Raw genomic sequence first — 25,593 nt, 5'->3', positions numbered from 1 at the left:
ATAAAGCTAGTATAAAAACTTTTTTATCCGTTCTATTCGTTTATGGTCTTTTTCAAACGTTACTGCTTTATCTTTCCAAACATATGCCATGTCATGCATGGCTAATTTGTATCTCAATGCAATGTTATAGTGATACGACGGCATCAAATAATCCTGTTTAGCTGCTAATTGTTGATACACTTCTGGCAAGTTTTCTTCATAATATTGCATTTGTGTTGACGACATTTGCGGCTTAAATGTTCTAATATTTTGAGCTCGGCATGTTTGTGCAGCATATACTCCTACTTTTTCTCTATAATTGTCCGGTGTGCCTATCACTAACTGCCCATCTACTACTTGTGTTAACGGTGTCGTGTTTTGTATTTGCTCTCGCCATGGTAAAACATCTAAAATTGCCTTTCTTAACCGATGACTATCATTACCATTTTGTTTAACTAACCGCTCTATATCCAGTTTTACAATGTTGTTAGCCAATGCTGTATTGTCATCTCTTTGGCACACACTATGAATCGGCGATAAAGAATACTCGTCGATAAAGCCAATCAAGTGCAATAGTTCATGCTCAATCACCAAACGATCATCTTTATTATCGATGAATAACATACCATGATCGACGTATGCCCCTCCAGACGGTGCGACGAGGCCTAGATAACGAACGTTGTCAGCGATATCCACATCGCTGAAAGCCAATTGCTTACAATTAATGCGTTCATTACTATTGTGATCGCATTCAAGCGACCGTGGGTTTATATATTTAGGAGTAGTAAAACAAAATTGTTGCTTAAAGAATGGATTTTTAGAAATTTCCGTTAAGTTATCTTCGATTTGTACTAAGTCTTCAACATTGCTTGCAAAGAACTGTATCGTATAACGGCAATTTGAATGTGTTATTCCAGATAACAATGAAACGTTTTTTCGCTGAGTAAGAACTTGATAGCGATTTAACTGTTCTAGTATTTGGCCGTGTTCAGTTTGCGCTACACTGCTATTTAGCTCGGACAACATTGATAAATTTTTCTTTGCTTTATTTAGATAGCCAAACTTAATTTCAAATAATATTTTTTCAATCAATGCAGTATGTTGATCAATGCGCTTGAACAGTAAACTTGCTTGTTCATACTCGTTTATTGCGGATAACCTATGGGCCTCAAAAAGCAAAGCATCTTCGTCATTTAAAGTAATAGCTCGTTGTAACCAATAAAGATGATTTCGATGACTGATAGGATGTTTTTTAGCATCAAATTTATAGTAATTAGCCAGTTGCCACGCAATAGCACCACTTCGTCTTGCCAAAAAACGAGCACTTTCTATCCAATATTTACTGCCATATTGACTATGCTTTAGACGCCATTGATGTGCTGAACTGAGCTGAAGTTTAATACCCCATCTAATTTCCATTGCAGAAACATCTTGAGCATTAAATTTGGTTTCTAAAAACGTAGGCAAAGAAAAAGAGCTTGTTGATAACAACAAGCTCAGCATAATTATGAAAATATTACGAAACACTTAACGTTCTAATATTTTAGCTATTAAGGTGTCGCAACTTTTGTGCGCATTAACTCTAATTCTAATTTTGCGTATCTATGTTCAATATACTCATATACATTTGTGCCTAGTGCAAATTTAAAATACTGCTGAGACATTTCTCGATTGTTATGAATTTGATTATATTTTCCTAAATAGAAATACACTTCACAAAGTCGCTTCGCTAATTCATTATCATCATCTGCGCCTTGGGATGCATATTTTATAAACTCATCTTCACTAATATCCCGTAAAAATAGACGCAAAATATTGTTCGCCCATGAGTTATGTTGGAGAGAATTTAAATTGTTACGCAAATTGACTAACGCTAGTTCATTATCGATATCATGCTCAATCAAATATAACCAAGCGATTCGATAGGGATCATTATTTTGTTGAGATTGAAAGCGTTTAACATCTAATACTGCTAAGTTAGGACGAGCGCCATAATAAAGAGCGATAGCACGATTTAAGTAGGCATATTGATGTTTATCATCAAGTTCTATAGCTGAGTCAAATGCTTCATAAGCCAGCAAGAAGTCTTGCCTTTGAGTGTAATGAATACCGATGAAATTATAGGCTTCGACTAAATCTGGTTTAATGCGCAGCGCCATATGAAAATCGTATGAAGCTAATCCTCTCAGGCCAGCACTGTCATATCTAACGCCACGGTCATAATAAAGCTGGGCTCTTTGATCTGGAGTGATCTCAACCTTATTAAGAATTTCCGTTAAACGTGCAATATTAATTTCAGTTTCTTGGTCGATTGATAATGGCTCTGCAACCACGACATTAGCTACTGCTTGTTGAGACGTTGTACTACAGCCTTGTAGTAACAAAAACATAGATACAGCTGAAATAATTAGTTTATTTTTCAAAGGGGAACCTAATTAAAATTTGATGGTATGACTATAGTATATAAAAAAGGGAGCCATTCGGCTCCCTTATTTACAGTTTTTATTGATTTGCATTGAAATAAGATTCTTTAAATTAAAAAATTCTTATTCTGCAGCTGGCTCTTCGCTAGATTCGCTTGGCTTCTCAATAGCTTCTTTCATACTTAAACGTACGCGACCTTGACGGTCAACTTCAAGAACCTTAACCGTAACTTCTTGACCTTCTGATAAGAAGTCAGTCACGTTATTCACGCGCTCTTCAGCGATTTGTGAAATATGAACTAAACCATCTTTACCTGGTAATACGTTTACGAATGCACCGAAATCTACGATACGTACAACTTTACCTGTGTAGATTGTACCAACTTCGATTTCTGCAGTGATTTCTTTAATGCGGTTAATTGCATCATCAGCTTGCTCACCAGAAGTTGCAGCGATTTTAACTGTGCCGTCATCTTCGATTTCGATTGTTGTACCAGTCTCTTCAGTAAGTTGACGGATAGTTGCGCCACCTTTACCGATAACGTCACGAATTTTGTCTGCACTGATTTTCATTGTATGAATACGTGGTGCAAATTGTGAGATATCTTCACGAGCTGTGCTGATAGCTTCATCCATCGTGCCTAAAATATGGATACGAGCGCCCTTTGCTTGTACAAGCGCAGTTTGCATAATATCTTTAGTAATACCTTCAATCTTAATGTCCATTTGAAGAGCAGTGATACCATCTTTAGTACCTGCAACTTTAAAGTCCATATCACCTAAGTGATCTTCATCACCTAAGATATCAGAAAGAACTACGTGGCTATCACCTTCTTTAACTAGCCCCATTGCAATACCAGCAACAGAATCTTTAATTGGAACACCAGCATCCATAAGAGCTAGAGATGTACCACATACTGACGCCATTGAAGATGAACCGTTTGATTCAGTGATTTCAGAAACAACACGAATAGAGTATGGGAACTCTTCGATTGTTGGCATAACAGCTAACATACCGCGTTTAGCAAGACGACCGTGACCGATTTCACGACGTTTTGGAGAACCTACAAAACCAGTTTCACCAACACTGTATGGAGGGAAGTTGTAGTGCAACATAAAGGTGTCAGTTTTCTCACCTAAGATTGTTTCAATACGTTGTGCATCACGTTGCGTACCTAAAGTAGCTGCAACTAATGCTTGAGTCTCACCACGTGTAAATACTGCACTACCGTGAGTACGAGGAAGAACACCAGTCATAACGTCTAGTGCACGGATCATTTCAGGATCACGACCATCGATACGAGGCTTACCTGATGTGATACGTTCACGAACAACTTTCTTCTCTAAGTCGTGGAATAAATCTTTAGCTTCTTGAACGTTTAGTTCTTCGTCTTCAGCAAATAATTTTTCAACAACTGAGTTTCTGATCTCTGCAACTTTTTCGTAACGTTCCGCTTTCTCAGTGATTTGGTAAGCTTCGTTTACATCGCTAGCAGCGATTTCAGCAATCTTAGCCGTTAACGCTTCATTTTTAACTGGTGCTTCCCAGTTCCATGATGGCGTATTAACTTCAGCAGCAAATTCTTTAATTGCATTGATAGCAATTTGAGATTGCTCGTGGCCGTATACAACAGCACCAAGCATTACTTCTTCAGAAAGAACGTCAGCTTCTGATTCAACCATTAATACAGCGGCATCAGTACCAGCAACAACTAAGTCTAGTTTGCTTTCTTCAAGTTCAGATTGTAACGGGTTTAAAATGTACGCATCGTTTAAGTAACCAACACGCGCTGCACCAACTGGACCACTAAATGGCATACCAGTGATTGCAAGTGCTGCAGAAGTACCTAATAATGAGATAATGTCTGGGTTAATTTCAGGGTTAGCTGAAACTACAGTGATAATAACTTGAACTTCGTTATTAAAGCCTTCAGGGAATAATGGACGGATTGGACGGTCGATTAAACGGGCTATTAATGTTTCTTCTTCTGAAGGACGACCTTCACGCTTGAAGAAACCACCAGGTATTTTACCTGCTGCATAAGTTTTTTCTTGGTAGTTTACTGTAAGTGGGAAAAAGTCTTGGCCTTCTTTGGCATCTTTCTTTCCTACTACAGAGACTAATACGCATGTATCATCCATGCTTGCCATTACGGCTGCGGTTGCTTGACGTGCAATAACACCTGTTTCTAGAGTTACTGTATGTTGTCCGTACTCAAATGTTTTAGTAATTGGAGTCACTTTTTTTTCCTTTTATAGATAGGACCCATGCCCTATTTCATTTCATATATAATTTCGCGACTAATTATACGCACTTCACCTCGTAAAGCTAGTCGTTATAGGCAGTTAACTGTGAAGATTGTATGTAAAAATAAAAAAAAGTGTGATTGGCACAATGCACAACCACACTTTTTTATCTAAGAGGTTAATTTTATGGCAAATATTCGTAACTTGATTGCAAACCTAACGGAATGCCTATGGTCCAGTAGACAAGTAAGAATATTGTCCAAAGTACGAGAAACGAAATCGAGAATGGCAGCATCATTGCGGTCAAAGTACCAATACCAGCATCTTTAACGTAGCGCTGACAATATACCACCACTAATGGGAAATATGGCATTAACGGAGTAATGATGTTAGTACTTGAATCGCCGATTCGATAAGCCGCTTGAGCTAAGTCTGGTGAAATTCCTAACTGCATTAACATCGGAATAAATATCGGTGCCAATAATGCCCATTTAGCCGACGCTGAACCAACAAACAAGTTAATAAAGCCGGTAAGAAATATAATTCCGGCGATTGTAACACCGCTAGGTAGTGCCATTGCTTTTAAAAACTCTGCGCCTTTTACAGCTAACAAAATCCCTAAGTTTGATTGACCAAAAGAGTAAATAAACTGAGCGATAAAAAACATGATCACTAAGTAATAGCCCATTGTTTCCATGGCTTTACTCATGCCGGCAATGAACTCTTTACTACTTCTTATTTTTCCTATCGCAAAACCATAAACTAAGCCAGGGATCAGAAATAGCATAAATATTAAAGACACGATCGACTTCATTAAAGGCGCGGTAAACGCGGTAAGAGTGCCATCGTCTCCTCGCCATGCAGAGCCGTCTGACAAAGATGTTAATGTTAATATCACCACGAACAGAAGAATCGACAATAGCGACCACCTAAGCGCCTTTTTCTCATCATCTTCAAGCGGCTCCATAGTTGGCAAATCTTCTAAGTCACCATCTAATGCATTTTCCTTTAACTTAGGCTCTACTATTTTATCGGTAATAAACCAACCTAAACAGATAATCAAAATTGATGAAATTGCCGTAAAATAATAGTTATTGAGCGGGTTTAAAACGACATTGGGATCGAGTAATTGTGCACCGGCTTGTGTGATCCCTTGTAACATTGGATCGAGAGAAGAAGGTACAAAGTTAGCGGAGAAACCACCTGATACACCGGCAAACGCCGCCGCAATACCAGCTAACGGGTGACGGCCAGCAGCATAGAAAATAATACCACCTAGAGGAATAACCAATACATAGCCTGCATCAACGGCTGAATGGCTGACGATACCAACCATAATGATCATTGGTGTCAGTAACCACTTTGCGGTGACCGCCATAAGCGCTCTTAATCCGGCATTAATAAAGCCAGAATATTCCGCTACACCAATACCAAGCATTGCTACCAATACAACACCAACAGGATGGAAATGAGAAAAGTTAGTGACAACAGAAGAGAAAAATTGAGTTATTGCCGAGCCCGAAAGCTGATTATGGATAATTAGTGCTTCGCCGGTTCTTGGATCGATTGCATTAAAGTCGATTCCGGATAATGCAAAAGAAAGGGCCCAAACAAAGGCCAATAACAAGATAAATAACGCGGCGGGATCCGGTAACTTGTTTCCCCATACTTCGACGCTATTGAGCAGTCGTTGTACTCTAGTTGAAGATTCACTCATATGAATTCCTTATTATTATAATTGAACATATTCCGATTTATTCTAGCAGGAATTTATTAGAGTAAAAAATCGGTTTGTAATATAGCGATAAAACAATTTTATTCTTATTTAATTTTAGAATGCTTTAGTCGCGCCTCAGTTAATCCTTCGAAGTCTACGTAAACGCATAGAGAATAAATGAGCCAAAGATTATTGCGAGGATCCCCATCAATCTTGCATAGCCCATTGCCGAGTTTATTAGCCATGTTAAAAGCAGCGTAAATTTAGCTCGCCCCATTACTAAAAACGCTAGTGCGGCAACGACCGCAATCCAACCAATTACAGTTATGGCGGCAGGATAAATTGAATGTTTTGCAAATACAATAAGCAAATAACCAACAATAACGCGTACTATAATTGCAGATAAATAAAGCCATAAACTGTCTTTATGTGATTTAAGGTACCCGATTATAATCAATGGTTTAATTACTAACAAAACTCCTGCAAACACGATCAAAGCGCCAAGAATGCTAATTACTATCATCATAATTCAACTCCCGTTTATATAAGTAAATTAATTCTCTATCAGCGTTTCTATATTAATTTTAATGGCTTTGGCCAGATCTAAGTTAAGTTGAAGATTATATTTTGCAATTGCAATAATACTCATCAAATAGTTCAAATCGTGCTCTAGCTCCTTATAACTTAGCAATGCAGATAATTCTTTACTGACAGTTTCTGGGTCAAATTCAATAATACAGGTTTCAGGTAAGGATATTTCGTATGATGTGCGATCATCATTAAAGATTTCTTGGTCGCCACAATGTTCTCGTATCTTTTTTTGAGTGCTCGCTGATAACAATCGCCTAATTTGAATACGATACGGCGTTGTTTCAACATACATAAAATCTTCAAATTTTGAATTGATATAATAGCCCGATAACATTGATTTTATTTCACTATTTTTAATGTTACGAATGAATCCGGATGATACTAATTCGCTGTATGTATATTCAAGAAAGCCATTGGTTGTTATTTGAGTGGCCTGATAAGCATTAATGACAAATTGACTATCAGATTTTTGAGATGAATTATTGTTCAAAGAGCTATTATTCGATTCACGTTTGTGAATATAGTCAATGGTGTTCGATGCATACTGCTCAACCGTAGTGTAATAATCTAATGTTGTTTGAAAAACATATATATCGGCATTTAAATCAGCAACTAATCGGTGGTAATACTGCTGAGTAGTCGCTTCGTAGGAACGATTTTGGCTCCAATTAGTTACCTGCAAACCTACGAAAATACCAACAACCACAATTAAGAAATCAATAAAAACGGCAAACCAATTCTGTTCTTGAATATGCTTAGTTAATTTCCGTAATAACATTGAATTCTCTCAATTTAATTGACTTATAATTGCTCTAAACTTGCTAATAGCTTAGCTCATATTTTTCTTATCGATGACAATAAACTCTTATTTCTCTCGTTCGACTCATAAATCGCACTTATTTTTTCATACAAATCAAAAAGATAACTATTTCAATGTAAAGATAAAGGCAGGATAAAGCAAATAGGAAGTGGTTATGCGATAAAATACGTTGGAAAATGACAAAGCCATATAAAATAAGCTTGCTTCTAAATTTCAGGCAATAAAAAAGGAGCCATAAGGCTCCTTCTCTCGATTAGATAACGCGTTATTAACGACGTAGACCTAATTTAGCGATTACAGTAGTGTAACGCTCAACGTTTTTACGCTTCAAGTAATCAAGAAGTTTACGACGTTGTGAAACCATACGTAAAAGACCACGACGTGAATGGTGATCATGGATGTGCTCTTTGAAGTGACCTTGTAAGTGGTTGATTTGTGTAGTTAACAAAGCAACTTGAACTTCAGGAGAACCAGTGTCACCTTCTGATTGTGCGTATTCTGCAACGATTGCAGCTTTTTCAGCAACTGATAAAGACATAATAAATACCTTAGTGTTTAATGTTAATAAATTCGTTAAGCCAAACACTAATTCAGCAAAACGATAAGAGCGCGTATTCTAACAGCAAAAATGTACTTTGCAAGGTTTATTTTAGAATACGCAATATTGTATTATCAACGACAATTAAAGGGCTGTAGAGCAACTTAACCGCGTTAGACAAATGACAATTTTAGTTGTTAAGCGCTGCGCTATGATCGACAACGATGCGTTTTGGTGCTACAAGTCCATCATCGTTAATAATACCGACACCGATAAACTCTTCATTTTCACCTTTTGTTACCTGGACTAAGCCTTCAATTGGCGCACCCGCAGCTTGTACAGGGTTGCCCAAACGCAAGTACTTAGCCGAAACGTCATCAACATTGACTACCGGTAATTCATAACACGCAGTATTCATCGGTAACAACAATTCATCAAGCAAATCATAAGGGCTAGCATCTTGCTCTTGCGCACTTTCAACTATCGACCTTAACTGTTCCATAGTAACCATTTTATCGACGGGATAATTTCCGACGGTCGTTCGTCTAAGCATTGATACATGAGCTCCGCAGCCAAGTAACTCACCTAAATCGTCAACAATGGTACGGATATATGTACCTTTCGATACGTGTATTTCCATATCGACTTCGTCACCTTCAAAGCGCAACAGATCCAAGCGGTAAACTTCGATATCTCTAGCTTCCCGTTCGATGGTAATACCTTCACGAGCGTACTTATACAACGGCTGACCTTGATGTTTAAGTGCTGAGTACATCGAAGGAACTTGCTTGGATTTACCTCGAAAAGACTCGAGTGCAGGTAAAAGCTCAGCATCAGTAATAGTAACTGGCTTTTCAGCAACTACTTCACCGGCAGCATCACTGGTTGTTGTACGAATACCAAGTTTTGCGGTAACAATGTAAGTTTTATCTGTATCAAGTAAAAACTGCGAAAACTTAGTACCTTCACCTAAACATATTGGCAACATACCCGTTGCTAATGGATCAAGCGCACCGGTATGCCCTGCTTTATTGGCAAAATACAAACGTTTAACTGCTTGCAAAGCATGGTTTGAAGACATTTCATAAGGTTTATCAAGTAATAAAACGCCGTCTATTTGACGACCCTTTCTACGCTTTGCCATCGTTAGTCTTCCTGGTTCTCGTCTTTATGCGCTTTTCGCTCATCATCACGGATCACTTGATCAACTAATGATGTCATTCTAACGCCTTCTACTAATGATTTATCATATTCAAATCTTAGCTGTGGCATGATGCGAGCTCGCAATGATTTGGCTAAGATTGAACGAATAAAGCCCGCCGCATCGTTTAAAATAGCGATTTGCTCTTTCACATTGGTATTATCATCATTAAAAAAGGTTACAAAGATTTTTGCGTACGCTAAATCGCGTGTAACTTCCACTGCAGATACAGTGATCATTCCAAGGCGTGGATCTTTGATTTCACGCATTAGAATCACAGAAATTTCTTTCTGTATTTGTTGTCCTACTCGGTCAGTACGAGCATATTCTTTAGCCATTTTGACTCCAATTTTATAGTTATACCAAATGAAATAACTTTCTGCTCATTTTGACTGGTTAAAACAAACAACCACTTCGGTATAAAATATCTATATAGAACAACTAGATAGAAATTTTATCCTTGTGTTTATTGATTTTTCCTCAGCCAAAAGTAGATCACATATTTATCTCAATTGGTATTAGTACAAGTTTAGTCGTAACTTTCTCAGTTGATAAACCTATACTGAACAAAAATGGGAGCAAAGCTCCCATTTTTCAATTTTAATTAACGCTTATTGGTAATGAAATTAGTCACTCTAGATTATAGAGAACGTTTCACTTCAACCGTTTCGAATACTTCGATTTGGTCACCAACTTTAACATCGTTGTAGTTCTTAACACCGATACCACACTCTGTGCCATTACGAACTTCTTGTACGTCATCTTTAAAGCGACGTAGTGATTCTAATTCACCTTCGTAAATTACAACGTTTTCACGTAATACACGGATTGGTGCGCTACGTTTGATGATACCTTCAGTAACCATACAACCAGCGATTGCACCAATTTTTGGAGATTTAAATACGTCACGAACTTCTGCAAGACCAATGATTTCTTGTTTGAATTCAGGAGCAAGCATACCGCTCATCGCAGCTTTCACTTCGTCAATCAATGCGTAGATAACGCTGTAGTAGCGTAAGTCTAAGTTCTCAGATTCAATTACTTTACGAGCCGATGCATCAGCACGTACGTTGAAACCAACAACAATAGCATTTGACGCTGCTGCAAGTGATGCATCAGTTTCGGTAATACCACCAACACCTGAACCAACGATTTTAACTTTTACTTCATCAGTTGAAAGTTTGGTTAATGAATCAGAGATAGCTTCAAGTGAACCTTGAACATCTGACTTAAGTACAACGTTAACTTCAGAAACATCGCCTTCAGACATGTTCGCGAACATGTTTTCTAGTTTCGCTTTCTGTTGACGTGCTAGTTTCACATCACGGAATTTACCTTGACGGAATAGCGCTACTTCACGAGCTTTCTTCTCATCTTTAACAACTGTCGCTTCGTCACCTGATTGTGGAACACCAGAAAGACCTAAGATCTCAACTGGAATTGACGGGCCGGCAGTAGTAATTGGCTTACCATTTTCATCGCGCATTGCACGAACACGGCCATACTCTAAACCACAAAGTACAATATCACCTTGGTTCAATGTACCTTCTTGAACAAGAACTGTCGCTACTGGACCGCGACCTTTATCAAGTTTCGATTCAACAACTACACCACTCGCCATTTTATCAACAACAGCGGTAAGCTCTAATACTTCAGCTTGAAGTAATACAGCATCAAGTAAGTCATCAATACCTAAACCAGTTTTCGCTGATACAGGACAGAATTGAACGTCACCGCCCCACTCTTCAGAAAGAACGTCATGTTGAGAAAGCTCACTACGAACACGCTCAATGTCGGTTTCTTCTTTATCCATTTTGTTAATGGCAATGATAATTGGTGCATCAGATGCTTTCGCATGCTGAATTGCTTCAATTGTTTGTGGCATTACACCATCATCGGCAGCAACAACAATGATTACGATATCGGTTGCTTTAGCACCACGAGAACGCATAGCAGTAAACGCCGCGTGACCTGGAGTATCTAAGAAAGTGATCATACCGTGACCAGTTTCTACGTGATAAGCACCAATGTGCTGGGTAATACCACCCGCTTCACCGTCAGCAACTTTTGCTTTACGAATGTAATCTAGTAATGATGTTTTACCATGGTCAACGTGACCCATGATTGTTACAACAGGAGCACGAGTGATTGATTCACCAACATGACCTCTGTCTTCAAGTACGGCGTCTTCTAGTGCATTTTCATTTACTAGTACAACGTTATGACCCATTTCTTCAACAACTAATGATGCAGTTTCTTGGTCGATAACTTGGTTAATGGTTGCCATAGCACCCATTTTAAACATTACTTTAACAACTTCAGCACCTTTAACCGCCATTTTGTCGGCAAGTTCTGCAACAGAAATTGTTTCGCCTAGACGAACTTCACGCTCAACCGCTTTCGCAGGTTTTTGGAATCCGTGTTGCATAGTTGTAGGAGCACTTAACGTACCTTTACGATTGCCTTTACCACGAGCGCCTTTAGCGTTTGCGTCTTTTTGACCGCCTTTCTTCTTCTTACGACGACGTCCACCGCCTTCATCTTGGCGATCAACTTTATCTTCAGCTTCCTGTGCGTACTTAGAAGAGGTTACATGAACAACTTCTTGTTCTTTCTTCTTACGCTCAGCTTCTTGCTCTTTCCAACGAGCTTCATTTTCTTCAGCAAGCTTTTTCGCCGCTTCAGCGGATTTCATGGCTTCTTCTTCAGCTTTTGCAGCAAGTTCTGCTTCCTGTGCTAAACGAATCTTTTTCTCTTCTTCGTTTTCAACTTTTACAGGTGCTTCTTTCGCTTTTGCTTCTGCTTTCGCTTTCGCCTTAGCTTTTGCTTCGGCATCAGCTTTTGCTTTTGCTTCTGCTTTGGCTTTATTTTCTGCATCGCGTAATGCTTTCGCTTCTGCTTCTGCTTTCGCGTTTGCTTCTGCTTCTATACGTGCTTGTTCTTCAGCTTCTGCCGCAGCTTTCGCTTCTGCTTCTGCTTGTGCTTTTAATTCAACATCACTAGCTTTTACGTAAGTACGTTTTTTACGAACTTCAACTTGAACCTGTTTCGCCTTAGAGCCTGAACCAATAGAAAGAGTTGATTTCTTCTTACGGTTTAGTGTCATACGAGTTGGTTGTGTATCAGACGTGTCGCCATGGGCTTTGCGTAAATGTTCAAGTAATGTTTCTTTTTCTTGATCAGTTACACTTTCGTCTGCGTTCTTTTTAATACCGGCGTCAGCCAACTGGGAAAGCAAACGTTCTTCGTCTGTTCCAATTTCACTAGCAAGTTGTTTTACTGTTACATCTGTCATTAATTCTTATCTCCTTGCTGCGCTTATTCTTCGTTAAACCAACAAACATTACGGGCAGCCATAATAAGCTCACCAGCTTTTTCTTCAGTTAGTTCTTCGATATCGGCAATTTCATCAACACCTTGCTCGGCTAGGTCTTCAAGTGTAATTACACCGCGACTTGCTAATACGAATGCTAAGTGTTTTTCCATGCCTTCAAGATTTAATAAATCTTCAGCAGGTTCTGCGTCTTCTAAAGACTCTTCAGTTGCTAACGCTTGCGTAGTAAGTGCAGCTTTAGCTCGTTCACGTAACTCATCAACGATTTCTTCATCTAAGCCGTCGATTTCAAGTAATTCATTTACTGGAATGTATGCAATTTCTTCTAATGTAGAGAAACCTTCATCCACTAACATTGAAGCAAAGTCATCATCTAAATCTAGTTTTTCAGTAAATAACGTGATTACCTTGTCATTTTCTGCCTCATGCTTAGCTTTCATGTCTTCCACAGTCATTACGTTTAATTCCCAGCCAGTTAACTGACTCGCTAAACGAATGTTTTGACCGCTCTTACCGATAGCCATTGCTAAGTTACCTTCTTCAACAGCGATATCCATAGCGTTTGTATCTTCATCAACGATGATTGAAGCTACTTCTGCAGGCGCCATTGCGTTAATAACAAATTGAGCCGGGTTATCATCGTATAGAACGATATCAACACGCTCACCAGCTAATTCACCTGAAACAGCTTGTACACGTGAACCACGCATACCAACACAAGCACCAACAGGATCGATACGCTTATCATTAGACTTAACCGCGATCTTAGCGCGTGAACCTGGGTCACGAGCAGCGCCCTTAATCTCTAGCATTTCTTCACCAATTTCTGGTACTTCAACGCGGAACAGTTCAATAAGCATCTCTGGTTTTGCACGTGATACAAATAATTGTGCACCACGAGCTTCTGGTTTAATTTCAAATAACAAACCACGTACACGGTCACCAGGACGGAACACTTCACGAGGAAGCATTTCATCACGGAAAATCACTGCTTCAGCGTTGTTACCTAAATCTAAGATAACGCTTTCACGGCTTGCTTTCTTAACCACACCAGTGATGATCTCGCCAACTTGGTCTTCATACTCACCAACGATTTTCGCGCGTTCTGCTTCACGAACTTTTTGAACTATTACTTGTTTCGCAGTTTGTGTAGTAATTCGGTCAAATTTAACTGATTCGATTTGATCTTCTACAAAGCCACCAACTTCAGCTGTTTCATCATCGTATTGTGCTGCTGCAAGACCGATTTGACCGTATGGGTTTTCCATTGGCTCATCAGAATCTTCAACTACTTCCCAACGACGGAACGTATCGAACTCACCGGTTTTACGGTCAATCTCAACACGGACAATAATATCGCCTTCGTACTTTTTCTTAGTTGCAGTTTCTAGTGCAGTTTCCATTGCTTCAAAAATGCTTTCGCGTGGCAGTGCCTTTTCGTTTGAAACAGCATCTACTACTAGTAAAATTTCCTTACTCATCTGAATCTTGCCTCACTTAAATTCTTATCAAATTAAATCTGTTTAAGTTAATGATTGCTATCACTAACAATTAAAATTTTGCTATTAAATTGCCACGTTCTATGTTGGCAATTGGTAATTCATAATCTTGGCCATCAACAACAACGATAAGGTTGTCACCTTCGATAGCTTCTAATTCACCTTTGAATTTTCGACGGCCATTCAACGGCATGCCTAATTTTACTTCAACGGTTTCGCCGACTACTTTTTCGTAGTGGGCTTTTTCAAATAATGGACGATCTACACCAGGAGAAGAAACTTCTAGGTTGTATTCCGTACTAATAGGGTCTTCAACATCTAAGATTGCGCTTACTTGACGTGAAACTTCTGCGCAATTATCAACATCGATACCATTTTCATGATCGATATATAAACGTAAAACCGAATGATTACCTGCACTAACGTATTCAATACCTAATAATTCCAAACCCGTCATTTCAACTGCAGGACGTAACATCTCAGTTAATTTTTGTTCAAACTTACTCAACCACTTTCTCCAGCAACAAAAAATGGGCATTACTACCAAAACCGTTAACGAAAACATTGTTTCATCGACATGGTATAAACCCAGTAAACTATTGACCTATGCCAATATATTGATTACAAGTTGGTGTATCATGCTGTTGGCAATAAATACCTAAACCGCAGATACAAAAAAGCCCCTATTCACGCGGGGCTTAAAGTTACAACCCTTTGTGTACAAGTAAAAGAAATCAGTATCAAAATACGATGAGAAAATCTTATACAGGCACGTGAAACTTGGAAGTTTTTACCTTTAGAGTTGTAAGGTAAAACCATTTCACGTCAAAGCTAAGCGAAGTATATAACCCATCACTAAAAAGAGCAATACAATCCTTTGATTGATTAACAAAATATTACCATTTCAATGTTTATCGCTGGTCTATTTTGCAATTTTCGGTTGATTTTTATACTTATCTAAAAACTCTAAAAGCAATTGCTGATTACCAACATCATTAAATGTTTGGATATGAGCGCCGTTATAGCTAAGCATCGCTTTCGGTTGCCCGGCCTTTTTTACTAATTGTTGCGAATGTTGATATGGAATTATTCTATCTTGCTTGCCATGGATGATAAGTAATGGTGTTGGACTAATATTAGCGATTACATCAATAAGATCATAGTCACTTGGCATGGACCAAGCCACAGGGTATTGAAACGCCCAAGTTAGCCAACTTCTCGCCGCAATAGTTTGACTTATGTCCGAATATGAAGTGAACCCTGCATCTAAGACAACTGCAGACAAGCGTTGGTTAATCTCAGAATTAGCACCAACCACATAGCCGCTCATGCTTGCCCCCAAACTTTGGCCCAAAACATACATAGGTTTATTGGCGACGTCCGCTCTTGTCTCTAAATAGTTAAAACCGGCGATAATATCATTAAAAACATCTGGTATAACTGGCGTGCCAGTCGAGCGACCATAGCCGCGGTAATCGAGCATAAAGACTTGATAACCGGCCTTTGGCAACCAATAAACACTGGCAATATGATGTGAAATATTTTGTGCATTACCGTGTAAAAAGTAAATAGTCCCTTTTGCTTCGATTCCTTGTTCAACCTTTAAGAACCAGCCATTGAGTCTTTCACCATCAGTAGAGTCAATGTAGACGTCTTCATAAGCCAAACTAATTTCTGCTGGTGTTCTCACCAATTTGCGCTCAGGATAAAAAAACATTCCAGAACAACCACTAACAATGCTGACTAACAATAATAGTACAATATACTTAAGGTGAAATGGTTTAGTTTTATTCATTTAAATTCGCTTTTCCATGCTCTAATTTGTTCCTATTTAGTATTAAAAATAGTGACGATAAGAAACCGCAAACTCATCGTAATCAACATCATCGTTTATATTGCGCATTAAGTGAATACGCAGGCCTGATTGATTATCGATTGCCCAATTGTGCTCGAGTTTAATTTCACTACGAGTAATATCATCAATAAATTGGTATTGGGATACACTGAATAATGTTTTTCCATGCTGCCAAGTTTTTAAATAACCGCTGGTTATTCCAGGCGCTACTGCCCAGATATTTTCCAAACCTTCGTTATATTCAATGCGCCCTGTCGCCATTAAAAACAATCTATCATCGGCAAACACTTCATAACTCAAACCACCACCACCTCGGGCTTGCACCACTAATTCATCTTTACCTTGCGTCCACTGTCTTTCCATTCCAATATTGGCAAGCCATGACCACGGTGCAAGATAATCTTTGCGCGGTGATAATGAGGTGATATCTAACAATTCAAGATTTTGTAGTTGCAATGATTCGTCACGGGCACGCAAAGTAATTCGCCCCATGTTTAAAGACATACCGTTATCGTAACCATCGATATTGTCGATTAAATCGTGATAACTGGCTCGATAGGTAAAATCTACAAATGCTTTATTATGACTTTCACCCGCCTTAATTGAAAACAAAGTGGTCTCATGGCCAAGATCTGGACGATATGGTCTTTCTGGCTCTGGCGGTTGAATAGCCGCATGTGCGCGCATCATTCTCAGTAACTGAAAACTGCGTTTGGCAACGTCTTTGCTACGCTCTTCTTTGTTGGTTAAATAACGGATTAAGCGATAACTGGCATGAACAATTTTGGTTTGTTGCTCAACACTTAACTGCTTAAAATGTTCACTATCACGCACCGTAATATCATTTGACAATGCTATTGCCATTTGTCGCTGTTCTACCGGCAACTTATTTAACTGATTATCTAAATGTGTTCTTGCCGATGGGCGATAGTGTACATCGGTGATCATACCTTTGTCGCGCACTGCCCTAACCGTATCGATAGGTATGGATACACCCGGAAAATCATCGGTAACATTCAGTCCAGGTCTAGCTATATCAAGCAGCTCAAGTAATCGATAAGAGCAGTTTTCATCGAAAAAATAATAATCAAAATTAATGCCTCTAAGCTCCCAAACGTGAGCAAGCATGATATCGATTTCTTGTTCATTTAAGTCAAGTTTATACTCCCAAAGATCTCGGTTTTCGGCGCGATTATATTCTTTTATTTTTTCAAAATATGGATTCGATGCGAAATTACCAGGGTAACCTCCGCCTAAGCCCCGTATGGCATAAACTAAACCGTTTTCATTGGCAGGTATGTTGGCACCAAAATTAATCGCATGAGAAAGTAATGTTGAATTGTTCTCAACGTTTTTAGGATCAAAGCGTATAAATGTATGGCCATACATAGAAGAAGGCGAGTTTAATTGACTAGATGCATAGACAAGTACCACAGTCTCAGTATTTAAATCTTTACGCCATAGTGTGTATTCTTCACAGTTTGTTTGCGGGAGTTTGTTGTATAACTCAGGTAGCGCTTCACGCAACCACATAGTGCGCGCTGGAAACAAACATTGATTATTTGGTTCCCTTATAAAAGCATTTACCGTCGCAGAGAGTTCTAATCCAGGGTTTGTTTTACCCTGCTCTGCAAAAAAGAATCGACTGTCATCAACAAAACTTTCGTATTCGTCACCGTCTTGTTGGTAATACAGTAACGTCAGCCAATAATCATCAAAAGCATGACTTAATTGTTGTTCATTCAATGACACCACAACATCATCTTGTTTTGCAGCAACCGGCGCTGCAACCATTAAGCTATTAACAATACACAATGAGGCAATTGACGTGATTAAAGCGTTAGCTCTGTTCATAAATATACGACTACTTTTATTATTTACGTTTATTATTACTATTGAAGATCTGTATTTATCACTGCTCGACAAAGAGTGATATTGTTTATTGACTATTAATACATGTTTTATTCAAAATTAAAAGTACAATCAACTAGTTGCGGAAACAGGGAGAACCGTTTTACTTTGATTACTGCAATAAAAAGGGGCTAAAAAGCCCCTTATTACATTGTTTGTATAGCTAGTCCGCTACAGTGTATTTTGCTAATTGTTCATCGTTTTCAAGAACGCTAAACATAGTCGCAACTACATGCTCTGTAGTAACATCTTCAGATGGAAACATTTTGTCAAAGTTGGTGTGAAGTTGACGTTTGAAGTTAGCGCGATCTTGCTCTTCTACGCCCATTGATACTGCAACAGCAGTAATTGCTTCACCATCACCGCGAGCTACGTCTTCTGAAAACTCATCCATGATCAAACTTACGTCGATCATTTCTTTACCACCGTAGGTCAATGCCCCACTTGTTGAACAACCGTTAGTTCCAAAAGTCATACCAAATGTCGCATTACCTGTAGAGCCATTAGTTAATGAAGCCATTACATGAGATGGCGTACCTGATTGACCTTCAAACAACATATTACCCCAACCACAATTTGGACCGCCAGGAGATGAAGCCATTGCAGTTGAAGATACAGTTAATAGTGCCGCTGTAATTAATAGTTTTTTCATAATATTTCCCTGTAGAAATGGATATTTTTGTTTATTTCTTAATTATTATCGTAAACGAAAACAAATTAAAATAACTGCTCCAAAACAAGGCAGTTAAATTAACTTTAGCAGCAAATATTGAAAAGTGTAAATAAATACAAAATAAAGTTAACTTTTGAATAACTAGCTTCTACTATTCAAGTAGTTAAATGAATCTATTGGCTTATAAAAACAACTCAATTATTGGTCATATTTGAGCTTAAAGATAACAAACTACTGACAAAATACAGGCAAAATACAGGCAAAATTACCTGCACAATACTTTGCAATGAATAGCTATTCTGAGAACAAAATAATGTAAAGGAATATAATAGGTAAAGTTAAATCGAAACTAGCGCCTAATTAAATCTAGAATGACTTATTTCAGCCAATAATATCGTGGCTTTAGACTGACGTTAAAATCGGTAATTCATACCTATGTATGCCATAGAAAAATTTTCTTCGATATCAAATTCATTAAAACCTTGGTTATCCTCATCAGCTTCCATTTCTGCTTCAAGCACTTCATAGCCAAGTCTGAGGTCAACTTTCTCAGATATTTTAATTTCAAGCCCAAGACCAGCAGCTACACCTATTCCATACCAAGCTTCCGAGTCTTCGATATCCCAGAAACCTATTTCTTCATCATACTCTTCCATATAGACAAGTGCACCTAAACCTAATTTGGCAAATACACTAAACTGATCATTAAACGCATAGGTATAACGAGGTGCCATAGTTATAGTGGTCAGGAAAGAATCTTCGATATTAAAGGACGAAGACCTTGTTGCATCTAACTCCATAAACGCCGCACTTAACTCTACAGACCAGGTGCTATTATATTTGTAACCACCATATATGCCTATTACCCCTTGCTCGCCTTCTACAGACTTTTCAAGTTCTGTACCCTCAAGGTATATTTCTTCTGTGTCTGACTGACCGATCAATCCGCCTAAATAAAATCTGTAACTTTGATCTTCAGCATAGGCCGAGACCGAAAAAAATATTAGTATTGAAAGAACTACTCTGTATTGGTTCATAAATATTCCATTTTTTACGCTTCTAGCTTAAGTATACATATAAAATAATATTCTTGATCAAGAATAAATTAGATATGAACACACAAGGTAGAGTTTAGGACCTTATTAAACGGCAGGATACGACCCAATACTTGTAATTTTATTAATTATAGTTTTCAGTTCTACTTCTCTACAAAAACTAAGTTTTAATCCAGCAATTATAATATTTAAAAGCAAGTATTTGTTTTTCTTATTAACCTCGTACCTAAAACCAGCTAAAGCCACTTTTAACCTTGCTATTTGATCTTAGTAAGAACGACATTGTCAAAATAAAATTTCATAACAATTACCGAGAAAATATTGTGATTATTTTGTGATAACTTTGTGATCTTACCGCGATAAATGCTGTTCATACTGACCTTACTTAAACGAGTTTCAAACCGCTAACATTGCCTTTTTAACGCTCTGTTATTAACAACTTTTTATAAGTAAAAGAATGACTAACAAAATACTATCAAGTAAGGAACAACTATGAAAACTATCAACACAAACATCAAACCTTTAGCTGCATTAGCCGCGACCCTTGGTATGGCTACTAGCCTTACAACCAATGCGGCAGAGCTAGAAATTACGGTACAGAACTTAACACAAGGCATTTATTACACTCCAATAATCATCGCTGCTCACACAAGTGATGCGGCAATGTTTCGAAGTGGTGAAATGGCAAGTTCTGAATTACAAGCATTAGCAGAAGGTGGGGATATTTCATCAATGTCGACTTTATTAGCTAGCGTATCAGCTGATATTAATGAAAACCCTGCTGGTGGTCTGTTGGGTCCGGGCATGTCTACTTCAACTATGCTTTCTACCTCAGATAGCAATATGTATTTATCAATGGCTGCGATGATATTACCAACTAACGATGGCTTTGTTGGTTTAGACAGTTGGATGATCCCAACTGAAGCAGGTACATATACATTCACTCTCAATGCCTATGATGCAGGTACCGAAGCCAATGATGAGATTATTAACGGTGCTGGTGCTCCTGGTATGCCAGGTATCCCTGCTGCCCCTGGTATGGATGCAGGTACAGGTGGTAGTGGTGTCACTGCGACAGAAACGAATAACTACGTACATATCCACCGTGGAAATTTAGGTGATAGCGATGATATGGGAGGAACCAGTGACTTAAATAATACAGTTCACCGTTGGTTAAATCCGGTAGCAAAAGTAACAGTTGTAGTTAAATAACCCGAATATAAGGAGTAGATCATGAATACCAATTTAAATCGACTACTTGTGAGTCTATCGGCAGCAGCGTTACTTACAGCCTGCGGTGGTGATAGCAGCAATGATGCTATGACGACCGATGTTACCCCCGATCCAGTGACTACCGCCCCAATGACCATTAGTTATGATGTCTCTGTGACTAATTTGACCTACGCACAACCCTTATCACCAATTGCTGTGGTACTACATAATGAAGGCAATCTTTGGCAAGTTGGAGAAAGTGCATCAGTTGAATTAGAAAATTTAGCTGAAAGCGGAGCCAATGACATGATACTTGGGCTTGATGTCGTGCTCGCTAGTGGCAGCGGCGGTGGTGTATTAATGCCAGGCATGAGCGAAACTGTGATGGTAAGCATTGTCGACGTCGTACCGACCAGCTTATCTTTACTTTCGATGTTAGTGAATACCAATGACGCATTTACTGGCCTTAATGCGATGCCTTTGGAAAATTTAGACGTAGGTGAAAGTATTTCTTTAGTAACTGGTTCTTATGATTCAGGAACTGAAGGAAATTCTGAGTCTATGGCTACTATTCCAGGTCCTGCAGCGGGAGGTGAAGGTTTCAATAGCGCGAGAGATGACGTTGACTTTGTCGCAATGCATCCAGGCGTTGTCACAAGTGACGATGGACTAGCTAGTTCAGCGCTTACTTTTGAGCATCGTTTTGATAACCCCACTATACGCGTGACAATAACACGCACGGAATAATGTACACAAAATAGTTGAGCTGCTGTTACCCTGCCTCAACACTTTGTGTTGAGGTGGAGTAATGATTAATAAAGTACTAGTCATCGAAGATGACCAAGATATTGCACAACTAATAACCGTTCAACTTCATGAATTAACGTTAGAAGCACACCATTGTGATTGTGGTCAATCGGGCTTGGATGCTGCGTTAAAAAATGACTACGGTTTAATCATTCTCGATTTAATGCTACCGCACATTTCAGGATTAGATATCTGCCGTGAACTACGAAGTAAAAAGCCAGAGCAAGCAATTATGATATTAACCGCGAAAGGTTCAGAAACTGACCGAGTGCTAGGATTAGAGCTCGGCGCTGATGATTACATGACCAAACCCTTTAGTGTGCGTGAATTGCAAGCAAGAGTGCGTTGCCAACTAAGAAAAGTTAAATTACTGCAAGGCTTACACGAAGACACCCGACCAATTGAAGAAACGGCGGTCAATATTGGTGATTTACAAATTGATCAATCTACGCACCGTACTTGTTTAGCTGGAAACAATCTTGAATTAACCTCAACTGAATTCGACTTATTGTTGTACCTTGCCTCCCACCCTGATCAAGTATTTACCAGAGCTCAGTTATTGAGTTCAGTATGGGGATATCATCACAGTGGCTACGAACACACAGTAAATTCTCATATCAATCGACTGCGTAATAAACTAGAAAAAGATGCTAATCACCCTGAAATTGTACAAACCGTATGGGGTGTTGGTTATAAGTTTAATCGTCAAGGCGTTTTTGCGTGAAACTTTCCTTATATCAAAGATTATCGCTGTCATTAAGCGTAGTCTTTGTCGTTATTGCCAGCATATTCTATTTATGGTCAGAACAAGTAAGTGAACAATCTCGTTATATATCGCAGCAACGCCTACATTTATCTTTAGCTGCGAATTTAGCTCGTGATAACCCTCTTCTTCAACAAGGCGTTTACGATCAACATGCATTAGAAAATCTTTTTCACACTCTGATGGTGCTTGGACCAGCATTTGAGTTTTATTTTCTCGATGTCGATGGCAACATCCTTACCTACTCAGCTGATGATTCATTAATTAAGCGTAACCGAGTCAATATAGAACCACTATTAACCTTAATCAAAAACCAAGCAACATTACCTGTGTTTGGCGATGATCCTAGACATATAAGCAAGCAGAAAATATTCTCTGCCGCGCCAGTATTCAATAACGGTGTACTACAAGGTTATTTATATGTCATCGTCGCTGGAGCGAGATATGACAATGTATTTGATGCCAATCATTTAGACAAACAATCAAAAAGCTATTTAATGCTAATTATCTCTACAATTAGCTTTTTGTTTATTTTGCTATTAGGCCTATTTTGGTTTGTTACTAACCCAGTTCGTCGACTGCAAAAAGATATTACTATCTTTATTGATTCTGACTTTGATAAAAGTAAAATCAATTTTTTTCGCTGGCAAAAGAATACCAACAATGAAGTGTATAAGCTGGGTTCAATGTTTGAATTAATCGCCGATAAAATTACCGGTCAGCTGCAGTCTTTGGCAAAAACCGATCAAGAAAGGCGTGAGCTTCTCACCCATATTTCCCATGATTTACGAACGCCCCTTGCGTCTATGCAGGGATTTTTAGAAACCATATCTATTGCTAACTCATCCCCCAATAAAGCAGAAATAGACACTCAAACACAACAGCAATACTTACAAACGGTGTTACGAAATTGTCATCAATTAAACCAACTAATTGATCAGTTATTTGAGCTCGCACATTTAGAGTCAGGGCAAGTATCTGTCAATCTAGAAAGCATCAACCTCACAGAAATTGCCTATGATGTAGTGGCTAAGTTTTCGTTATTAGCCAAAGAAAAACAAATCTCATTAATCGTGGATACAAGCAATAACACTATATCCATTAATACCGATATCGCCAAGTTAGAACGGGTGTTAAGTAACCTAGTGGATAATGCAATTCGCCATACCAATCACGGCGGAAAAGTGGAAATAGAGATAAAACAAGATCAACAGAAAAAGATCAGTATTTCAGTTATAGATAATGGCAATGGCATTAAAAAAGAAGAGATAGGTTATATTTTTGATGCCCGCTATCGTGCCAGTAATTCGGTTAACGACGATAAAACCCATAATGGCTTAGGTTTAGCAATCACTAAAAGGTTATTGGATTTGATTGATGCCGATATTAAGGTTGATAGCACACTCGCAAAAGGCAGTACGTTTACCGTATTAATATAAAAGGCGCTTAGTTTAAGCCCCTTTTATATGTGGTTTGCTGTTTATACAGAATGAACTAAAACCCGAACTTCCAAACATCGTTTTCTACGCGGTCAAAATTAAATGTCGCAACACATTGCAATAGTTCTTGATTACACTCCGTATCGCCAAATTCGCATTGTTGCGGACAAAAAGGTGTAAAGAATACTTCTCTGTCACCGCCAAAGGTATATATACTTTGTTCGCCTGTGCGCCAGTTTGTATCTCGAACAACATCAAAATCATACTTAATTGCTTCAGAAGCGAAAGGTAGAGAATCAAAATCAGTTAATGCGCCCCATGCGCCTATACTTAAAGGCGTCCACTTTTTCCCTGTTCGACTTTGCCATACTTGGGTCGGATTAAATGGTAAACCAAAACCGCCAAAGCAAACCATCTTATTATAAATTACTTCACATTGATGACCTGGTCGTGGAGACCATTGTGCTGCAGCCGTTACTCTTTGCCATTTACTACCGTTTCGAGTTCGCCATACATCATTTAAATAAGGCAAATTTCCTTGTTCATCAGGTAAGAAGCCAAATTCTCCACCGAGTAGATAGATAAAACCATTTTTTACTAATGTTGCGCCTCCGGCTCTTTTAGACCATTTTGCTTCAGCTGTCTCTTTACGCCAATGTTTGCCATCTTTTGAACTCCAAACATCGTTATAATAAATTCTAGCAGGCGCTCCTTGAACGACTGCCGAGTCGTCATTTTTAGACCCCCCGAACACATAAATTCTGTTACCAAGAACTTCAGCCATTAACCCCGCACGACCTACCCATGGAGCGTTTGCAGTCATACGTTTCCAATTTTTGCCGTTTTTACTTCGCCATACATCATTAAAAAATTCTGATTGTGGCTGATAAGCAAAGCATTCTGGAAAACCTTGTGGTACTGGATTAGGCGCGACGCATACTGGCTTAAAGTTTTGACCTCCAATCACATACATATACTGACCTTTGGTGACAACTTTAAAATAAGCTCTTGCTGGCCAATGACTGTTTTCATCGGAATCTAACAATTTACGCCAGGTTGAGCCTTTATTGCCACTCACCCAAACATCATTAAATAATGTACTTTCGTTATTAAACCTAGGGTTTAGTAAAGGCTTTCTACCGCCCATTAAATAGAACTTGCCGCGCAGATTAACAACCTGTAAACCGGCGCGCTCTGCCCACTCAGTTTTATACTGGATTTGTTGCCAGGTGGCGTCATTAAGGGATTTTGAGAATTTTTTAAATCTATTTCGCCAATGTTTTTCGCGGTAACTGTGTTTCCATCGATAAACACTCGCTTTAGGACTATTGTGAAATAAAGAAAAGTCATTACTACGATATTTTTGCAAATATTTAGAGGTAGTATTAGCTTCGCTGACATTGATAAATGAACTAGCGAAATACAATAAAAACATCACTAGGTAAGTTAATAGGTTTTGCATTTGTTATTCCCTCTTCTAAATCGAGAAAAACAACATAATGACAAGCTTAATACAGCTCTAACAGCTT

At 38.6% G+C, this 25,593-nt stretch carries 21 protein-coding genes; 4 read left to right on the top strand and 17 right to left on the bottom strand.

Annotated features, from left to right (window positions below):
• Window positions 1–6 precede the first annotated feature (6 nt).
• The 16 genes from LT090_RS07570 to LT090_RS07495 form a co-directional block, all read right to left on the bottom strand.
• Complete coding sequence (locus tag LT090_RS07570; protein WP_157726596.1) at window positions 7–1,506, bottom strand: hypothetical protein; 1,500 nt, start codon at window positions 1,504–1,506, stop codon at window positions 7–9.
• Window positions 1,507–1,529: 23 nt separating this feature from the next.
• A complete protein-coding gene (gene nlpI, locus LT090_RS07565; RefSeq protein WP_226996539.1) occupies window positions 1,530–2,402 on the bottom strand; it encodes a lipoprotein NlpI in 873 nt (290 codons plus the stop codon).
• Between the two features lie 123 nt (window positions 2,403–2,525).
• Window positions 2,526–4,643 (bottom strand): polyribonucleotide nucleotidyltransferase, encoded by a 2,118-nt coding sequence (gene pnp, locus LT090_RS07560; protein WP_068545322.1) that lies wholly within the window; start codon window positions 4,641–4,643, stop codon window positions 2,526–2,528.
• Between the two features lie 190 nt (window positions 4,644–4,833).
• The gene (locus tag LT090_RS07555) at window positions 4,834–6,366 is read right to left on the bottom strand and encodes an AbgT family transporter (RefSeq protein WP_068545321.1); all 1,533 of its coding nucleotides are present in this window, start codon (window positions 6,364–6,366) and stop codon (window positions 4,834–4,836) included.
• A gap of 154 nt (window positions 6,367–6,520) precedes the next feature.
• Entirely contained in the window at window positions 6,521–6,892 is a 372-nt protein-coding gene (locus LT090_RS07550; protein WP_068545320.1) for a hypothetical protein, read from the bottom strand.
• A 27-nt stretch (window positions 6,893–6,919) separates the two neighbouring features.
• Entirely contained in the window at window positions 6,920–7,735 is an 816-nt protein-coding gene (locus LT090_RS07545) for a hypothetical protein (RefSeq protein WP_068545319.1), read from the bottom strand.
• Between the two features lie 310 nt (window positions 7,736–8,045).
• The gene (rpsO, locus tag LT090_RS07540) at window positions 8,046–8,315 is read right to left on the bottom strand and encodes a 30S ribosomal protein S15 (RefSeq protein ID WP_068545359.1); all 270 of its coding nucleotides are present in this window, start codon (window positions 8,313–8,315) and stop codon (window positions 8,046–8,048) included.
• A gap of 190 nt (window positions 8,316–8,505) precedes the next feature.
• On the bottom strand, window positions 8,506–9,459 hold the full coding sequence (truB, locus tag LT090_RS07535) for a tRNA pseudouridine(55) synthase TruB (RefSeq protein ID WP_068545318.1): 954 nt from the start codon (window positions 9,457–9,459) through the stop codon (window positions 8,506–8,508).
• Between the two features lie 2 nt (window positions 9,460–9,461).
• Window positions 9,462–9,854, bottom strand: coding sequence for a 30S ribosome-binding factor RbfA (gene rbfA, locus LT090_RS07530; RefSeq protein ID WP_068545317.1), 393 nt, complete (start codon window positions 9,852–9,854; stop codon window positions 9,462–9,464).
• 302 nt (window positions 9,855–10,156) lie between these two features.
• The gene (gene infB / locus LT090_RS07525; RefSeq protein WP_068545316.1) at window positions 10,157–12,811 is read right to left on the bottom strand and encodes a translation initiation factor IF-2; all 2,655 of its coding nucleotides are present in this window, start codon (window positions 12,809–12,811) and stop codon (window positions 10,157–10,159) included.
• Window positions 12,812–12,834: 23 nt separating this feature from the next.
• Window positions 12,835–14,331, bottom strand: a complete 1,497-nt coding sequence (gene nusA, locus LT090_RS07520; protein ID WP_068545315.1) for a transcription termination factor NusA — start codon at window positions 14,329–14,331, stop codon at window positions 12,835–12,837.
• Window positions 14,332–14,401: 70 nt separating this feature from the next.
• Window positions 14,402–14,857, bottom strand: a complete 456-nt coding sequence (rimP, locus tag LT090_RS07515; protein WP_068545314.1) for a ribosome maturation factor RimP — start codon at window positions 14,855–14,857, stop codon at window positions 14,402–14,404.
• Window positions 14,858–15,271: 414 nt separating this feature from the next.
• A complete protein-coding gene (locus LT090_RS07510; protein ID WP_068545313.1) occupies window positions 15,272–16,144 on the bottom strand; it encodes an alpha/beta hydrolase in 873 nt (290 codons plus the stop codon).
• Between the two features lie 42 nt (window positions 16,145–16,186).
• A complete protein-coding gene (locus LT090_RS07505; protein WP_068545312.1) occupies window positions 16,187–18,058 on the bottom strand; it encodes an Lnb N-terminal periplasmic domain-containing protein in 1,872 nt (623 codons plus the stop codon).
• Window positions 18,059–18,278: 220 nt separating this feature from the next.
• Window positions 18,279–18,767 (bottom strand): DUF3015 domain-containing protein, encoded by a 489-nt coding sequence (locus LT090_RS07500; RefSeq protein WP_068545311.1) that lies wholly within the window; start codon window positions 18,765–18,767, stop codon window positions 18,279–18,281.
• A gap of 434 nt (window positions 18,768–19,201) precedes the next feature.
• Entirely contained in the window at window positions 19,202–19,825 is a 624-nt protein-coding gene (locus tag LT090_RS07495) for an outer membrane protein (protein ID WP_068545310.1), read from the bottom strand.
• A 510-nt stretch (window positions 19,826–20,335) separates the two neighbouring features.
• Here LT090_RS07495 and LT090_RS07490 point away from each other — a divergent pair.
• The 4 genes from LT090_RS07490 to LT090_RS07475 all read left to right on the top strand — a co-directional run bounded on the left by LT090_RS07490 (window position 20,336) and on the right by LT090_RS07475 (window position 24,064).
• Window positions 20,336–21,055 carry a spondin domain-containing protein gene (locus LT090_RS07490; protein WP_068545309.1) on the top strand — a complete coding sequence of 240 codons (720 nt, stop codon included), beginning with the start codon at window positions 20,336–20,338 and terminating at the stop codon, window positions 21,053–21,055.
• A 21-nt stretch (window positions 21,056–21,076) separates the two neighbouring features.
• A complete protein-coding gene (locus LT090_RS07485) occupies window positions 21,077–21,802 on the top strand; it encodes a spondin domain-containing protein (protein WP_068545308.1) in 726 nt (241 codons plus the stop codon).
• 61 nt (window positions 21,803–21,863) lie between these two features.
• Complete coding sequence (locus LT090_RS07480; RefSeq protein ID WP_068545307.1) at window positions 21,864–22,586, top strand: response regulator transcription factor; 723 nt, start codon at window positions 21,864–21,866, stop codon at window positions 22,584–22,586.
• Window positions 22,583–24,064: a sensor histidine kinase gene (locus LT090_RS07475; RefSeq protein WP_068545306.1), complete on the top strand. Its 1,482-nt coding sequence runs from the start codon at window positions 22,583–22,585 to the stop codon at window positions 24,062–24,064. The genes LT090_RS07480 and LT090_RS07475 overlap by 4 nt, the downstream gene beginning before the upstream one ends.
• 55 nt (window positions 24,065–24,119) lie before the next feature.
• Here LT090_RS07475 and LT090_RS07470 read toward each other — a convergent pair whose 3' ends face one another.
• The gene (locus tag LT090_RS07470) at window positions 24,120–25,526 is read right to left on the bottom strand and encodes a Kelch repeat-containing protein (RefSeq protein ID WP_068545305.1); all 1,407 of its coding nucleotides are present in this window, start codon (window positions 25,524–25,526) and stop codon (window positions 24,120–24,122) included.
• Window positions 25,527–25,593: the final 67 nt, after the last annotated feature.

The organism is Thalassotalea crassostreae (genome assembly GCF_001831495.1).
GTDB lineage: Bacteria > Pseudomonadota > Gammaproteobacteria > Enterobacterales > Alteromonadaceae > Thalassotalea_A > Thalassotalea_A crassostreae.
Note: the sequence above shows the minus strand (reverse complement) of the source record. Positions and strands in the feature narration are given on the sequence as shown.

Coding starts and splice junctions, on each gene's coding strand:
- LT090_RS07480 (WP_068545307.1), top strand. CDS start 21,864: ATGATTAATAAAGTACTAGTCATCGAAGATGACCAAGATATTGCACAA.
- nusA (WP_068545315.1), bottom strand. CDS start 14,331: ATGAGTAAGGAAATTTTACTAGTAGTAGATGCTGTTTCAAACGAAAAG.
- rbfA (WP_068545317.1), bottom strand. CDS start 9,854: ATGGCTAAAGAATATGCTCGTACTGACCGAGTAGGACAACAAATACAG.
- LT090_RS07500 (WP_068545311.1), bottom strand. CDS start 18,767: ATGAAAAAACTATTAATTACAGCGGCACTATTAACTGTATCTTCAACT.
- LT090_RS07510 (WP_068545313.1), bottom strand. CDS start 16,144: ATGAATAAAACTAAACCATTTCACCTTAAGTATATTGTACTATTATTG.
- LT090_RS07490 (WP_068545309.1), top strand. CDS start 20,336: ATGAAAACTATCAACACAAACATCAAACCTTTAGCTGCATTAGCCGCG.
- LT090_RS07550 (WP_068545320.1), bottom strand. CDS start 6,892: ATGATGATAGTAATTAGCATTCTTGGCGCTTTGATCGTGTTTGCAGGA.
- LT090_RS07545 (WP_068545319.1), bottom strand. CDS start 7,735: ATGTTATTACGGAAATTAACTAAGCATATTCAAGAACAGAATTGGTTT.
- LT090_RS07505 (WP_068545312.1), bottom strand. CDS start 18,058: ATGAACAGAGCTAACGCTTTAATCACGTCAATTGCCTCATTGTGTATT.
- LT090_RS07470 (WP_068545305.1), bottom strand. CDS start 25,526: ATGCAAAACCTATTAACTTACCTAGTGATGTTTTTATTGTATTTCGCT.
- LT090_RS07555 (WP_068545321.1), bottom strand. CDS start 6,366: ATGAGTGAATCTTCAACTAGAGTACAACGACTGCTCAATAGCGTCGAA.
- LT090_RS07485 (WP_068545308.1), top strand. CDS start 21,077: ATGAATACCAATTTAAATCGACTACTTGTGAGTCTATCGGCAGCAGCG.
- truB (WP_068545318.1), bottom strand. CDS start 9,459: ATGGCAAAGCGTAGAAAGGGTCGTCAAATAGACGGCGTTTTATTACTT.
- infB (WP_068545316.1), bottom strand. CDS start 12,811: ATGACAGATGTAACAGTAAAACAACTTGCTAGTGAAATTGGAACAGAC.
- rpsO (WP_068545359.1), bottom strand. CDS start 8,315: ATGTCTTTATCAGTTGCTGAAAAAGCTGCAATCGTTGCAGAATACGCA.
- LT090_RS07495 (WP_068545310.1), bottom strand. CDS start 19,825: ATGAACCAATACAGAGTAGTTCTTTCAATACTAATATTTTTTTCGGTC.